The organism is Paraburkholderia monticola, assembly GCF_001580545.1.
GTDB lineage: Bacteria > Pseudomonadota > Gammaproteobacteria > Burkholderiales > Burkholderiaceae > Paraburkholderia > Paraburkholderia monticola.
Genome location: NZ_LRBG01000031.1, coordinates 141,441 through 156,437 on the forward strand (window position 1 = coordinate 141,441; position 14,997 = coordinate 156,437).

Consider the following 14,997-nt stretch of genomic DNA (forward strand, 5'->3'; position numbering starts at 1 on the left):
CCAATACCCCGGTTACAGCTCGCAGTAACCGGTAAAAAATGCTGACGCACGGCCATGCAGCGTGCGCTGATTGCCAATCAATGCGACCTATCCCCAGTCTGAGCACCGTCGGCGTTGTCGAACGCTGGAGGCGGCGACACCACGTCGACCGGCGACTGGTCATCACCGTAGTACTGGTGCTGACCGGCCTCGTCATCTTCGCTCTCGGCATTGGCTACACGTTGATGTGGCATGGACGGTCCGACGCTGAACGCGATCATGCTCTGCGAGCGCGCGATGACATCGAGACACTACAAGCAGTGGACATCCAGGCGAACGCCGATTTTCTGTTAGGGCTCGACAGTGCGCGGGTGGCATCTTTTGCGTGGCCGGTGCAGCGTGTCGTTGCGGCGGCCAGCTGCTTTGATCGACTCGAAGAAAGCTACGCAAACGACCCGCACAGTGCCTCTGTGATACGGCAACTGCGCGGTGATACGGCTCGCTGGGCGTGGCTCCTCGCGGATATCGCGATACGCGCGCGCGTGGCGGATGGCCGCGCCTCGGTCGAGAGTCCCCGGCTACTCGAAGCGAACCGCATGCTGGCGAGCATGGTCACCCAATTGGTGAGCCTGCGCGATGCACAGACCGCTTCGCTGAGGATTGGATCGGACAGCGCGACGCGGCACCTGGTGATCGAGCGGACCGTGCTCGCCATCACCGCACTGATGGCCTGTTTTCTCTTTTGCTATGCGCTGGCTGCGCACTATCGCGCCCGTTTTGCACAGCAGCGCATGCGTGTCATTGCCTCGGAAAGTGAGCGGCGGTTCCGTCAGTACTTTCATCACCACCCGCTTCCGATGCTGATTTTCGACGTCGGGACGCTATCGATCCTCGCTGCGAACCGCGCCGCCGCATCACAATATGGACGTAAGCGGCGAGAGCTCTGCTCGCTTGCTATGACTTCTTTATATGCGGACGCCGATTTGCCGTCATTCCTGCGCGATCTGCATGCTCTGCTGGCCACCGCCACCCGGAGCGGTTCGGCCGGCGTGTGCCGGCATCGACGCAGCGACGGCACGCCGCTTTATGTGGATCTGTCGTATCACTTCCTCACCTATGGCCGCCGGCAGGCATGCTTCATCACTGCCGTCGACGTGACCGAGCGCAAGAACGCCGAGCTTGCGTTGTTGCTGCGAAGCCGGGTACTCGACGCGATCGGCAATGGCGTGCTGATCACGCGGCCCGGTCCGAACGGCGACGTAGTCGAATACGCCAATCCAGCGTTCGAGAACATCACCGGCTATCAGCGGCCGCGGAGCGCAGGTCATCACTTCGCGTTGCCGGCATCGCCCGGGTTGTGGAAGCAGATCAGTACCGCGATTGCCGACAAACGCGAGGCAACGGCGCTGACGAAGAGCCGGCGCGCGAACGGAACTGAATTCTGGAATCAGCTATACGTTGCGCCAGTGAGCGACGAGTCGGACACGGTGACGCATCACATCAGCGTGATTACCGACCTGACGGAACTCATCGAGTCACGCGATCTGCTGATCAGGCAGGCGCGCCGTGATGCGCTGACCGATCTGCCGAACCGTGTGACGCTGCATGAACTGATCGACACGGCGATTAGCAAGAGTCACGAATTTGCGCTGCTGTTCATCGACCTTGACCATTTCAAGGACATCAACGATAGCCTTGGCCACGGGGCAGGGGATCGCTTGTTGCAGGAAGTGGCGCGGCGGCTGTCGACAGCGGTCGGATCCGATGGCGTGGTCACCCGCTATGGCGGCGACGAGTTCGTGACGATGCTAAAGGGTTCAACCGACGATGTGCGACTTTCCGCACTACTCGCCCGCGTGATGCAAACGCTGGACGAGCCCGTGCAAATCGACGACATGCAACTGCGGGTCCGAATGAGCATCGGGGTCAGCTGCTATCCCCAGGACGGAGCGGACTGCGAGACTTTGCTGAAACACGCCGACCTTGCCATGTATCGAGTCAAGGTAGGCGGGCGCAACGGCGTCGAGCGATTTGCCCCTGCGCTCGCGCATGCGGCGGCCCAGCGTATCGCGCTGTCGCACAAGCTACGCAATGCTGTCGAGCAGAACGGTTTCGATCTGGTGTATCAGCCGCAATTGGACATACGCAGCGGCCGCATGACTGGAGTGGAGGCGCTGATCCGTTGGCATGACGCGGACTTCGGTTCGGTCAGCCCGGCAACGTTTATACCTCTGGCCGAAGACAATGGCCTGATTGCGGCAATCGGAGAATGGGTGCTGCAAACGGCCTGCGCACAGGCAATGCGCTGGGAGCGAATCCTGCCGGAGCTGCGCATGTCGGTGAACGTGTCGCCCAGCCAGCTTGCATCGGGAGACTTCGACACCGTCGTGCGCCGCGCGCTTGCCGCATCGCAACTAGCCGCGAACCGGCTTGAACTGGAGATTACCGAAGGAGGGCTGGTTGCCCCGGGCGCGTTGCCCACCTTGCGCGCCCTGCACGATATCGGCGTCTCCATAGCGATCGACGACTTTGGCGCCGGTTACTCGAGCCTGTCCTACCTGCGCAGCTTCCACGCGGACCGTCTGAAGATCGACATGTCGTTCATCCGCGGCATCGGCAGCAGTGTTGCGGACGAGACGATCATTCATGCGATCCTGGCACTCGCCCGCAACCTCCGCTTCGAAGTCGTTGCGGAAGGCGTGGAGCGAGCCGAGCAATTGGCCTTTCTGGTCGAGGCCGGATGCGAGATCGTTCAAGGGTATTACTTTGCCGCGCCCCTGGCAGCGGCGGATATGCCCGCCTACGCGGCAAGCCTCATGGCGGATTTCCAAAAAAATTCGGCGCAGACCTGCGGTTTCGGCAGCCCGTGCCGATAACACCGCACATCAGTCCCCGCCAGATGAGGTTTCCCATGCCATTTGATTTTGTCGCCCGCTCCTCGACTCGCGTGAAACGCACGGTCACTCTGCTGATCGGAGGCGTTGGCGTATTTGCCAGCCTGTCGATCTGGGGCCGGGTACCCGCCGATGTGCTCGCAGACGCGGACAGACAGGCCGCCCACTACGGCCCCGCACTCACGGGCACTGTCTGTCCTGTCGAAGGAGAGGTCTCGCGAGACCCTCACGGCAATTTCGTGATGTGCTGGAAACAGGTGTGGACCAGGCCGTAGACCCTGCTCTCAGGTGATCGAGAGAAGCAATACGGCGGCGCTTACTTCTCGCTCGTCGTCTTGTCTTGATCGACAACTGTCTGCGATGCGCCGATTGGCGGCACGGCGTCGTTGATCGACGGCAGCGGCGGTGGCTCCTGCGCTGCCGTGGCCGTGACCTTAGCTGGAACTGGAGCCGCAGCCACAGCCGCGGTCGCGGTCGCGGTCGTGGCAACAGCGTCCGGCTGGACAGCGTCCATCTTCAGGTAATGATCGACCAGCGCGAAGTAACGCTGATAGAAGACCCCGGCTGGAATCGTCTCGCTCGCGACCTTGACCATCGAGTCATCACTCGAACCGATCGGCAGCGACAAAGATCCGAACACGCTCAAGCCGACGCTCGCCGACGTGTTGCTCTTCTTCAGCGCGTAGCGATCCTGCACCGCATTCACGTACGCGGTGCTGTGGTTGCTCTTGGGGTCGTCAGCGGCGCAGACGACGTGGATTTCGATCACGGCATGCGAATCGTTGTTGGGCTGAAAATTCTTCGAGCCGTCGACCGATTCGGACCTCGCCGAACTGGCGATATAACCCTGGCTGAGCAATGCACGGCGGGCGGCCTCGCAGGTGGCGTCCGCCTTCGCATCGAACTTGTGCATATAGGGACTATCGGCGGAGTCGAACTGTTCTTGCTGATACAGCGGCTTCGGCGACGAGCACGCAGACAGTGCGCTCGCAAGCACAAGAACGGCAGCCGCAGGGACAACGCGGGACTGTGTAGGCATGGCTGATAGAGCGGATCAGCGCGAGCGGAAAGGGGTCCGATGCAAAAAGATCAGGAGGCCCAATGCTCTTGCGCGGCACGAGAGGGACACATCATGCCGCCGATCCTGAAGTGAATGGGCCGCGCCATTATAGTTTTTTTTCCCTACAAGAACCTTCGAGCTGTTGTAACGAAAGATCCCCGATTCGTTAGACGTAACGTGCGCGTCTGAATACGCCGAAGGTGGAGTGCTTGCCTCATGCGACCTGCACGTCCTGATCGTTAGCTGCTGCGCGCTCGAGCAGCGGATAAGCGAGTGCACAGATGTGCGACTGGATTCGCACGAGATCGCGCAGCACGTCGAGGTGCAATGAACTCGACGCGATGCTGTCGGCCTTGCCTTCGCGCAAGCGATCGAGATGAGAATCTCGCGCGGCACGTTCGAGACGCCGCAGCGCCTGTTTATCGTCGAGCAGTTGCGCCGCAGTCTGGGTCCGGCCCGACACGAGCAGCGCCTGAGCCCGGTGGAAACTGTCGATCACCGACTGGTGCAGCGCGCGCAACTCCTCGGCGCCTTCGGCCGAAAAGCTGAGCTGTGCCTTGATCTTTTTCTGCGCCAACTCCATCAGATTTTTATCGACGATGTCGCCGATATGTTCGAGGTTGATCACCGAGGTCATGATCGCCGAAGCCCAACGCCGGTCTTCGTCGTCGAGCGGCTCCCGCGTCACCTCGGTGACGTAGCTTTTGATCGCGTCGTGCAGCATGTCCACGGCGTCGTCGCGTGCCGCGATCTCGTTGACCGCGCGCCGGTCGTTAGCGATCAGCACCGGCACGCTCGCGCTCAGCATCGCTTCGACGATATCGCCCATGCGGATCAATTCGCGCGTCGCACATGCCAGTGCCTGCGAGGGGACCGACAGCGCGGCCTCGTCGAGGTAGCGCGGCGCGTTGTCGTTTTCAAGCGCGCTTGGCGCCGGCAGTAGCTGTTCGAGAAAGCGCGCGACCGGATCGAGCAGCCCCATGAAGACGACGGCGATCGCCACGTTCAGGCCCGTGTGAAAGTCGGCGATGGCCCGCCCGGGATCGCTGTAGACCCCTTGCAGCAGCCTCGCCAGCGGCGAGCACGCGGCCAGCATCAGCAGGCACACGCCGCCGCGCAACACGAGGTTGCCCGCCGGCAGGCGCCGGCGGCTGCGGTCGGCGCCCTTGGCCGCCTCGAAATACGGATTGAGCGCACTGCCCACGTTCGCGCCGAGCACCATCGCCACCGCCGTGTCCATCGGCACGGTATGCAGATTGGCGAGCGACATCACGAACAGGACGACCGGAATGCTCGAATGCGCGGCCCACGTGAGCACGCACGCCAGCGCCGCGTTCATCGCCGGTTCGCCCGCCAGCGCGCCGAGTACCGTGCGTAGCGCCGGGGCGGTCTCGGCGGGTCGCACCGTTGCGACGAGCAGCGTGAGCGCGAGCAGCATCAGGCCGAGGCCGATCAACGCGCGGCCGATGTCGCGATTACGCGAGCCCTTGCCCTTCTCGAAGAGGGTCATGCCAACCAGCAGACAAACCGGCGAGATCCAGCTCAGATCGAACGAGAACGCCTGCACGATCAGCGTCGAACCGACATTGGCGCCCAGCATGATGGCCAGCCCGGTAACCGGCCGCATCAAGCCGCGGGACGCGAACGAGGACGCGATCATGCCTGTCGCCGTGCTGCTCTGTAGCGCGCCGGTGATCGCGAGCCCGGCGCAAAACGCCTTCAGCCGGCTGCCGAGACTCTTCGCCATGAAGCGCTTGAGCGCGGCGCCGAACGCGCGCATCAGGCCCGACTCGACCATATGCAGGCCCCACGTCAGCAGCGCGACGCCGCCCGCGAGATGAAGCGTGATCATGATCATCCGGCACCTCCCTGGTGTTTTTTTTGTGCAGCTGTTCAGGCCTGGCGGGTGCCCGCCGCGGTTGCTTCCTCGAGTATCGGCAGCGCCTCCGGTATCAGCGGCGGCGCGTGAGCCGGGTGTCTGTCATCCGCGCACCATGGCACGGTTGGAGATGCGCGAGAGTCCCATCAACACGGCCAGGGTGCCGACACCGAGGATCATCGTGAGGGTCGCGGCGTCGAAGATCGCACCACGGTCCGACAGCGCGAAAATCCCGACCGGCAGCGTGACCCAGCCCGGCGGATAGATCATCAGCGTCGCACCGAGCTCGCCCATCGACATCGCGAAGCTCAGGCTGAACGAGGCGATCAGATACGGCGCGACGAGCGGCAGCGTCACGCGGCAGAGCTGATAGAACGGCCGTGCCCCGAGGCTCTGGGCCACCTCGCCGTATTCGGGCGCGACGCGCGAAAGTCCCGCGGCGACGTTGCCGTAGGTGAACGCCGAGATCAGCAGGAAGTGCGCGATGAAGACGATCGTCGCCGTGCCGTTGAGCAACACCGGAGGCCGGCTGAACGCGACCAGCAGGCCGAGCCCGATCGAGACCGATGGCACCGCGCTCGGCACGAAGAAAATCACGTCGAGCACGCGGCGCGGCAGGCCGCTCAGGCGGCGCAGCGCGAGCGCGGCCCAGGTGCCGCTCACCAGCGCCGCGACACTCGCGACCACACCGGTCAATACGCTCACACGCAACTGGCTGGCCGAATCGGTGTGCAGCACCCGTGCATAGTGTTCGAAGGTGAGGTGGCTCGGCAGGATGCCGTTCCACTGTCCGCTGATGCTGGCGAGCGCGATCATCGCGACCGGCAGCCCATAGATCGCGCAGAACAGCACCGCGGTGCCGCCCCACGTGAGCCATCTAGCCCATCTAGCCCATAGCAGCACGGCGACCTCCGCAGAATGACACGACTGAGCGGTAGCAGGCATAGAGCCCGAGCGACAGCGCGATATTGACGACGGCGATCACACACGCAGTGGTGTAGTCGAACTCCTGGATCGCCTTGCCGTAGATCAGCAGCGGCAGGGTGATCACGTCTTTCGCGCCGATGAACAGCACGATGCCGAACTCGTTGACGGTCAGCAGCAGACAGAGGCTGCCGCCCGCCAGCAGCGCCGGCAGCGCGGCCGGCAGGATGATCTGGCGGATGATGCGCAGCGGCCGCGCGCCGAGGCTGCCGGCCATCTCGATCTGCGCGCCGTCGATCTGCGAGAAACATGCGAGCAGCGGTCGCATGATGAACGGCGTATAGACCGTGATCTCCGACAGCACGACACCCCATTGCGTATAGAGGAAGTTCAGCGGCGGCAGCGACAGATGAAACGCCTGCATCAGCGACTGGTTCAGCAAGCCCGCCGAGCCGTACACGAACGTGAAGGCGAGCGCGACGAGGAACGTGGGCAGCGCGATGAACGTATCGATGAGTCGCCCCACGAGCCGCGCGCCCGGAAACGGCACGAACGCGATCACGAGCGAGAACACGAAGCCGAGCACGAGGCATCCCGCCGATGCGGCCACCGCGATCGAGATCGTGTGAGAGAGCCCGCTCAGAAACTGCCGCGAGCGCAGCACATGCTCGAAGTTCGCGAACGACAGCACATGCTGGTCGCCGCCGAACGCCTGCGCGACGATCAGCCCGAACGGGTAGAAGAACAGCGCGGCGAGTATCGCCAGCGGTGGCGCGAGCCACAGGCCCTGTAGCCGCGCGGCGGGCAGACTTGCCCGGACCGGCGGCGCGACGACGATATCAGCCATGGCGCTCGCCCTCCGGTACGAGAGTGACATCCGCCGGATCGAAACGCACGGTGAGCGACGTGCCCGGCTCGGGTGGTTGGGCGAGCGGCGAGCAGGTGAGCCGCAGCATTTCGCCTTCGACATCGAGCACGATGCTGTGCATTTCGCCCAGCCATTGCACGCTGACGACGACGCCCGTCAGCTGGTTCAGGCGTTGGCCGTCCGCGAGTGGCTCTGCGGCGCCCGGCACGAACTGCAGGTCGTGCGGCCGGACGCACACGAAGCAGGCGGCACCGGCCGCCAGCCCGTGATGGTTGCCGCCTTCGAGCAGCTGGCCATGAAAGCGCACGCGGGCCCGGCCGTCGGCCATCGGTTCGAGCTGCTGCGCGGGCAGCACGTTCGCGCGGCCAAGGAACTCGGCGGCGAAGCGATTGGGCGGACGACGGTAGAGCCCCTGCGCATCGCCGTAGGCGACCAGGTGGCCGTCGCGCATGATGCCGATGTGATTCGCGAGGGTCAACGCTTCGGTCTGGTCGTGCGTCACATACAGCACCGTGAGGGACGGCAGGCTGCGATGCAGCTTCGCGAGCTCATCGAGCATCGAGCGACGGATTTGCGCATCCAGCGCCGAGAGCGGCTCGTCCAGCAGCAGAACCTGCGGACGGATCGCGAGCGCCCGGGCGATCGCCACGCGTTGTTGCTGCCCCCCCGACAACTCGCGCGGATAGCGCTTGGCGTACTTCGCCATGCCGACGAGACCGAGGCACTCGGGCACCCGTTCGCGAATCACCTCGGCGCCGGCGCCGCGGGCACGCAGCCCGAAGGCGACGTTGTCCTCGACCCGCATATGCGGAAACAGCGCGTAGTTCTGCACCACCATGCCAATGTTGCGCGCATACGGCGGCAAGCGGGTCACGTCGCGATTGCCGATCGTGATGCGCCCGGCACTCGGCTGCACGAAGCCGGCGACGGCGCGCAAGGCGGTCGTTTTGCCGGAGCCGGACGGCCCAATCAGGGCGACGATTTCCCCCGGCTTCACGCTGAGCGTCAGAGACTCCAGAATGGTCTGGCTGCCGTAAGCCACCGACACGCCTTCGAATCCGATGCCGCTCGCTTCGTGCGCGATGACGGACGGGGCCGCGGAGGCGCGCTGCTGCGGCCCCCTCTCCATGGTCATGGTGTTTGCCATTAGTCGCTCGTCAGTGACTCGGTTAGTCGATGGAAATAGCCTGGTTGTAGGCGGCCACGTCAGGTTGCAGCTCATGCAGGACCTGATTCCAGTTGGGCTGCCAGATATCGACGCCCTGCAGCATCTTGTTCAACGCCAGGAAGTTGCTGTCGTCCGGATGCACGTCGGTGCGCACCGGGAAGCCGTACGCGACCTTGCTGACCTCGCGCTGGGCCGGCGCGCTCAACAGGAAGTCGATCAGCTTCTTGCCGGCGTCGGTGTGCGGCGCGCCGGTCACGAGGCCGACGTAATACGGCAACGCGAAGGTCGTGCGGCGGCCATCGGGTCCGGCTGGGAAGAACATCGCGACGTTGGGGTTGTCGCGCATCTGGGCGAGGTTCATCTGCATATCGCCGTTGGCCACGAACAGTTCGCCTTTGTTGACGAGCGCGGTGAGCTTGCCGGTCGATGCGGAGGGCCCAAGGTTGTTGGTCTGCAGCTTGCGCAGATAGTCGAACCCGGCCGGTTTGCCGCCGAACGCGTGGAACGTCTGCAGCATCAGCGCGGTGCCGTCGCCGGCCTGGCCCGGCGTCGAGTACTGGATCTTCTGCTTGAACTGCGGCGCGAGCAGTTCGGCGTAGGTCTTGGGCGGAGTCTTCAGCACCGCGGAGTTGTAGATGAAGCTCGGGTAGTTGCCGACCATCGCGTAGTACAGGCCCTTCGGGTCTTTGTCGCGCGCCTCGATCTTGTCGGCGGCCGCCGGCGTGTAGGACTGCAGCAGGCCGTCGGCCGCGGCTTTCTGCATGAATGGCGGCAGCGTCACCAGCACGTCCGCCTGGGTGTTCGACTTTTCCTTGCTCAGCCGGTCGACCACGCCGCTCGAACCCGCCTCGATGTACTGCACCTTGATGCCGGTCGCCTTCGTGAAGGCATCGAACTGGTTGCCGAACCAGCTTGGCGAGCCGTCGTGCAGGCCATCCGCGGCATACAGGGTCACGACATCGGATTGGGCGTAGAGAGGGGCCGCCGGCAGAGCGAGCGCACAGACCGCGAGAGCAATCAGACGAGTTTTCATAGCCATCCTTCCTTGCGTTGAGTTCGGACGAGCACAGCAGTTCATGGAGTCGGGCGGGCGCTCACTCCCAGGGCATCGACCAGGTCCGCACGTTCGTGTAGCTCTTCATTGCCTCGACCATGCCCTCCTTGTAACCGTTGCCTGAATCCTTGATGCCGCCGAACGGCGACATCTCGGTGCGGTAGCCGGGCACTTCCCAGACGTTCACGGTGCCGACCTCCAGTTCCCTGACGAAGCGCGTGATGTAGTCGAGCCGGTTCGTGCAGACGCCCGAGGACAGGCCATAGTTGGTCGAGTTCGAAATGCGGATGACTTCGTCGAGCGCATCCGGTACGCGGATGATCGGGATTACCGGGCCGAAGGTCTCCTCGTACACGAGCTCGCAGTCATACGGCACATGGTCGACGACGGTCGGATGGAACAGGGCACCCTGGCGCGGTGCGCCGTACAGCACGCGCGCACCGCGAGTCTGCGCATCGGCCACGCGGCGCTCGAACAGTTGCGCGGACGCCTCGTTGATGACCGTGCCCACGTCGACGGAAGGGTCCATCGGATCGCCGCACTTCAGCTTTTTCGCATGCACGAGCACGCGCTCGACGAATGCATCGGCCACGCTTTGCACGACGAGAATCCGCTTGACCGCCGTGCAGCGTTGCCCCGAATTTTTTGTCGCACCGGTCACCGCGAGCTGCGCTGCGCGGTCGAGATCGGCATCCTCCATCACGATCAGCGGATCGTTGCCGCCGAGCTCCAGCACCGTGCGGCGATAGCCCGCGTGTTGCGCGATGTACTTGCCGACTCGAACGGAACCGGTGAACGTGATCAGATCAGCGTGCGGATCGGTGATCATCGCGTCGCCCATCGTGCGCGGATTGCCGGTGACGACGCTGAGCATCTCCGGCGGCAGGCCCGCTTCGTAGAGCACGTCGGCGAGCGCGAGCGCGGTGAGCGGCGTGAGCTCGGTAGGCTTGAGCACCACGCGGTTGTTGGTCGCGATCGCGGGCGCCAGCTTGTGGCTCACCATGTTCAGCGGGTGATTGAACGGCGTGATCGCCGAGATCACGCCGAGCAGCGGCAGCCGCGTCGTGAAAATCTTGCGGTTCTTGCCGTTCGGACTGATATCGCAGGAATAGATCTCGCCGTCGTCCTTGCAGGTGAGTTGCGCCGCGAACGACCACACGTCGAAGGCGCGGCTCGCCTCATAAAGTCCGTCCTTCCAGCACAGCCCCGACTCCGCGGTGATCAGGCGCGCGAAGTCTTCCTTGCGCTCGCTCAGCAACTCGGCCGTGCGCTGCAGGATGCGCTGGCGCTCGTAGCGCGTCAGCCGCGGCTTGAATGCGTGCGCTTTCGCGAACGCTTCCTGCACGTGCTCGGGGCGGCCCGCGGGCACCGTCCCCACGACTTCGTTCGTGTACGGGTTGAAGACTTCGATCAGCTCGTCGGTGCTGACGTGGCGGCCGGCGATGCGCATCGATTCCTGCCTGATTGCGGGTTTGGTCATCACGTTCATCGAATACCTCGTTCAATGATCCGGTAGGGTCCGCGCGCCGCCGCGCAAGCGGGGCACGTGGACGGTGAGCGCCGCGCTATGCGGCGGCGGCCTGTAACACGTGATTCAGCGCGACGTCGAAGATGTCGAAGTTGCGCAGCGCGCGTTCGGCCGGCCAGTCGGTTTTACGATTGACGATGAGCGGCACGTTTTCCTCCGACAGCCCGCCATGCGAGCGCAGCGGCTCGGTCAGACCCGACAGGTCGTGACGCGTGGCGCTGGTGCCGAATACCTTGGCGCGGGTGCCGATCACGACCACGTCGCCGATCCGGTCGGGCGGCAGCTCGAAGCGCTCGCAGGCCTCTGCACTCGTCAACGCGAGCTGGATACCCTCGGTGCGGCGCAGCCGTTCGAGCAGCGCCGATGCTTGCGCCGCATCGATACCTTCGGGCAGATAGATCGTCGCGAAAGAACCGAGCGCACCGTGATGCGCGACGTACGGATCGGTGATCGGCAGGATCACGCGCGAGCGGCCCGGGCCGGTCCATGCGTCGAACAGGTCCTGCAGATACAGCACGTCGGGCACACCGTCCGCGCGATGTTTGTCGTTCATGCCGTGATCGGCGGTGATGGCCAGCACGCAGCCTGCCGCATCGAGCGCGCCGACGTAGCGGTCGAACATCGCGTAGAACGCGTTGGCTTTGGGAGAGCCCGGCGCCGCCTTGTGCTGCACGTAGTCCGTGGTCGACAGGTACATCAGATCGGGCCGGAAGCTGTCGAGCAGCTTCACGCCCGCCGCGAAGACGAACTCCGACAGGTCCGCCGAATACACATCCGGCAGCGGCTTGCCGACGTAGGCGAGCACGTCGCCCAGGCCGTTTTGGGCGCGCGTCGCCTCGTTGGCTTTCTCGGCGGAGAAGGCAATCGCGCGGCCGCTCGTGAAGTCGAGCCCTTTGCCGAGCAGTGTGCGTAGCTTGTCCTTCGCGGTGACCACCGCGACCTTCGCGCCGGCGTCGTGGAACGCCGCGAAGATCGTCGGCGCGCGCAGGAAGCGGGCGTCGTTCATCATCACTTCTTCGCCGCTCGTGCGGTCGTAGAAGTAGTTGCCCGCGATGCCGTGCACTTTCGGCGGCCGGCCCGTCACGATCGACAGATTGTTCGGGTTCGTGAAGCTTGGGATCACGCATTGCGCGATGCGATTCGTGCCCGTGCGCAGCAGCCTCGCGAGATTGGGCGCGTGCCCGGCCTTCGCCGCTTCCTCGATATAGGTCGGCTCCGAACCATCCAGGCAGATGACGACGACCGGCACCGGCGGAAACCGGTAGTCGCGGCCGTTGACGTTCAGTTCGGTATCTTGCAGCGTACTCATCAGATCCTCCTTCATGCCGTTCTGGCGACAGCCCGGTTCATGCCCATCTCGTCGAGCACTTCGGCGATCGCGTTGAGCGCCGCGCGCATTTCGCGCTCGCCGAGGCGGCCGATGCAGCCGATACGAAACGAGTCGGCGACGGTCAGCTTGCCCGGATAGATCACATAGCCACGCGCCTTCAGGCTGTCGTAAAAGCGCTGGAATTCGAAACGCGGGTCCTCGGGCATGTGGAAGGTCACGATGATCGGAGCCTGCAGCGCTTCGGACAGCAGCGGCTTGAAGCCCAGCGCACGCATACCTTCGACGAGAATCCGGCAGTTGTTGCGATAGCGCGCGCCGCGTCCGGCCACGCCGCCTTCGGCATCGAATTCCTCGAGCGCCTGATGGAACGCGACGATCACGTGGGTGGGCGGCGTGAAGCGGTACTGGCTGGTTTTTTCGAGGTTGGTCCACTGCTCGTGAAGATCGAGCACGAGCGTGGTCGCGTTGCCCTTGGCGCGCGACAGCGCCTCGCGCCGGCAGATCACGAAGCCAAGGCCCGGCACGCCTTCGATGCACTTGTTCGATGAAGCGGCGACGGCATCGATATGCATCGTCTGCACGTCGACCGGCAGCGCGCCGAACGCGCTCATCGAATCGAGCAGATAGCCCTTTCCGTAGCGAGCCGCGATCGCGCCGATCTGCGCGATCGGATTGAGGATGCCCGCAGTGGTTTCGCAATGGACCGCGAACACGTGCGTGATCGAGGGCGTGGCGGCTAGCACTTTCTCGATCTGGGCGAGGTCGGGCGGCGTGTCTTCGGCCGTTTCGTGTACGACGGTCTTGCGACCGGCGATCTCGAGGATGCGTTTGGCACGCTTGCCGTAGGCGCCGTTGATCAGCACCAGCACCTCGCCGCCGGGCGGCACGAAGGTCGTGAGCATCGCCTCGACGGCGAAGGTGCCCGAGCCCTGCATCGGCACGCTCACCCAGTCGTTGCCGCCGTTGGCGATTGCGGCGAGGCGCGCGAGCACCGAGCGATTGATCTCGATGAAGTTGGCATCGCGGGAACCCCAATCGTGAACCATCGCGGTCTTGACGGTGCGCGAGGTGGTGAGCGGGCCAGGGGTGAGCAGCAGTGGATCGCCAGTTTCGGAACAAGCCGGCGAGGCATACGTGGAACCGGTCATCGATGTCTCCTGGTGGGTCGAATCGGGTATTGCGTAAGTGCTTGGAAGGCACTCTAGGAGATGCAACAAAAACCGTCAAGACGCCAAAAATTGCCACATTCGCGTGCGACGCGAAAAGACCGCTGGACACGGTGGCTAAGTCCGCGACAGATATGGGAAAACCGCCTGCGCTCGGGATAAACCCGCACAGGGCAAGCGTGGAGGGGAGGGGCGAGGTGACCGGTTTCGAGAAGGTGAGCGAGTTGACCGCTCGCGTCATCGCTCAGCCGATGAGGAGGAGCGCGCCGCTCGCGCCGGGACTGGCGCCTGCGGCTGCGCTCAAAAAAGCCGCATCAACGCGAGGCCGGCCAGCGTCAATGTGGCGGCCGCAGCCCGCACGCGGCTGAAGGGTTCCTTCAGCACGTACACGGCGATGAAACCGGCGAACACCACGCTCGTCTCGCGTACTGCCGCGACAAGTGCGATGGGGGCGAGCGTCATGGCCCAGATCACGATCCAGTAGGCCGCCAGCGACATCGCGCCTCCTGCGAAGCCCGGCAGCAGGAAACGCCGCATCGGCGCCATGCCGGCGAGCCCATGGCGGTAGAGGCAAAGCGTCAGCATCGGCAACGCATCGAAGACGAACAGGGTCGCCGCATAGGCATTGGGGTCGCCGGCCGTTCGCGCGCCCACGCCGTCGACGACCGTGTAGCCTGCGATCGTCATCGCCGTGAGCAGCGCGAAGCCGAGCGCGACACGGTTTTTCGAGGCGTCGTGATGATGGCCGCGCAGCGACAGCAGCAGAACGCCGCTGCCGAGCAACAGGACGCCCGTGACGCTGCCGGCGCTCATCGTCTCGCGCAGTATCGTGAGGGAAACGAGCGCGGTCATCAGCGGAGCGCAGCCACGCGCAATCGGGTAGATCTGGCTCATGTCGGCACGACGGTACGCCTCGCTCAGACACACGTAGTAACCGAAATGAAGCGCCACCGATGCAGCCACCCAAGGCCACGCGGCAGGGCGAGCGAACCCGGTGAACGCCAGCGACGGCAGCGCGATCAAACTGCACGCCACACAGATCAAGGTCATCGCCAGAAAAGGATCGAGCCGCAGCTTGATCAAGGCGTTCCAGCCGGCATGCAGCAGCGCGGCCGACAGCACGGCGATAAAGACGGGTAGTGTCATC

11 protein-coding genes are annotated in these 14,997 nt (G+C 64.3%); 1 reads left to right on the top strand and 10 read right to left on the bottom strand.

The window, feature by feature from the left end:
- Positions 1-80: 80 nt before the first annotated feature.
- Positions 81-2,855, top strand: coding sequence for a putative bifunctional diguanylate cyclase/phosphodiesterase (locus CI15_RS20160; RefSeq protein WP_062130195.1), 2,775 nt, complete (start codon positions 81-83; stop codon positions 2,853-2,855).
- Between the two features lie 334 nt (positions 2,856-3,189).
- Here the strand turns inward: CI15_RS20160 and CI15_RS20170 are convergent, their stop codons facing one another.
- From CI15_RS20170 to CI15_RS20215, 10 genes are all read right to left on the bottom strand, one after another.
- A complete protein-coding gene (locus CI15_RS20170) occupies positions 3,190-3,786 on the bottom strand; it encodes a DUF2242 domain-containing protein (protein ID WP_338152553.1) in 597 nt (198 codons plus the stop codon).
- A 361-nt stretch (positions 3,787-4,147) separates the two neighbouring features.
- The gene (locus tag CI15_RS20175; protein WP_241495874.1) at positions 4,148-5,785 is read right to left on the bottom strand and encodes a Na/Pi cotransporter family protein; all 1,638 of its coding nucleotides are present in this window, start codon (positions 5,783-5,785) and stop codon (positions 4,148-4,150) included.
- A 129-nt stretch (positions 5,786-5,914) separates the two neighbouring features.
- Entirely contained in the window at positions 5,915-6,715 is an 801-nt protein-coding gene (locus CI15_RS20180) for an ABC transporter permease subunit (RefSeq protein WP_062130202.1), read from the bottom strand.
- A complete protein-coding gene (locus CI15_RS20185; RefSeq protein ID WP_062130204.1) occupies positions 6,699-7,583 on the bottom strand; it encodes a 2-aminoethylphosphonate ABC transporter permease subunit in 885 nt (294 codons plus the stop codon). The genes CI15_RS20180 and CI15_RS20185 overlap by 17 nt, the downstream gene beginning before the upstream one ends.
- Positions 7,576-8,751 (bottom strand): ABC transporter ATP-binding protein, encoded by a 1,176-nt coding sequence (locus CI15_RS20190; protein WP_082814249.1) that lies wholly within the window; start codon positions 8,749-8,751, stop codon positions 7,576-7,578. Before CI15_RS20190 ends, CI15_RS20185 begins: the two co-directional genes overlap by 8 nt.
- Positions 8,752-8,773: 22 nt before the next feature.
- Positions 8,774-9,805, bottom strand: a complete 1,032-nt coding sequence (locus CI15_RS20195) for a 2-aminoethylphosphonate ABC transporter substrate-binding protein (protein WP_062130206.1) — start codon at positions 9,803-9,805, stop codon at positions 8,774-8,776.
- Between the two features lie 61 nt (positions 9,806-9,866).
- Positions 9,867-11,315: a phosphonoacetaldehyde dehydrogenase gene (phnY, locus tag CI15_RS20200; RefSeq protein ID WP_062130208.1), complete on the bottom strand. Its 1,449-nt coding sequence runs from the start codon at positions 11,313-11,315 to the stop codon at positions 9,867-9,869.
- Positions 11,316-11,391: 76 nt separating this feature from the next.
- Positions 11,392-12,663, bottom strand: coding sequence for a phosphonoacetate hydrolase (phnA, locus tag CI15_RS20205; RefSeq protein WP_062130418.1), 1,272 nt, complete (start codon positions 12,661-12,663; stop codon positions 11,392-11,394).
- Positions 12,664-12,674: 11 nt separating this feature from the next.
- Positions 12,675-13,832: a 2-aminoethylphosphonate--pyruvate transaminase gene (locus CI15_RS20210; RefSeq protein WP_062130210.1), complete on the bottom strand. Its 1,158-nt coding sequence runs from the start codon at positions 13,830-13,832 to the stop codon at positions 12,675-12,677.
- A gap of 318 nt (positions 13,833-14,150) precedes the next feature.
- Positions 14,151-14,996 (bottom strand): EamA family transporter, encoded by an 846-nt coding sequence (locus tag CI15_RS20215; RefSeq protein WP_062130211.1) that lies wholly within the window; start codon positions 14,994-14,996, stop codon positions 14,151-14,153.
- Position 14,997 lies beyond the last annotated feature (1 nt).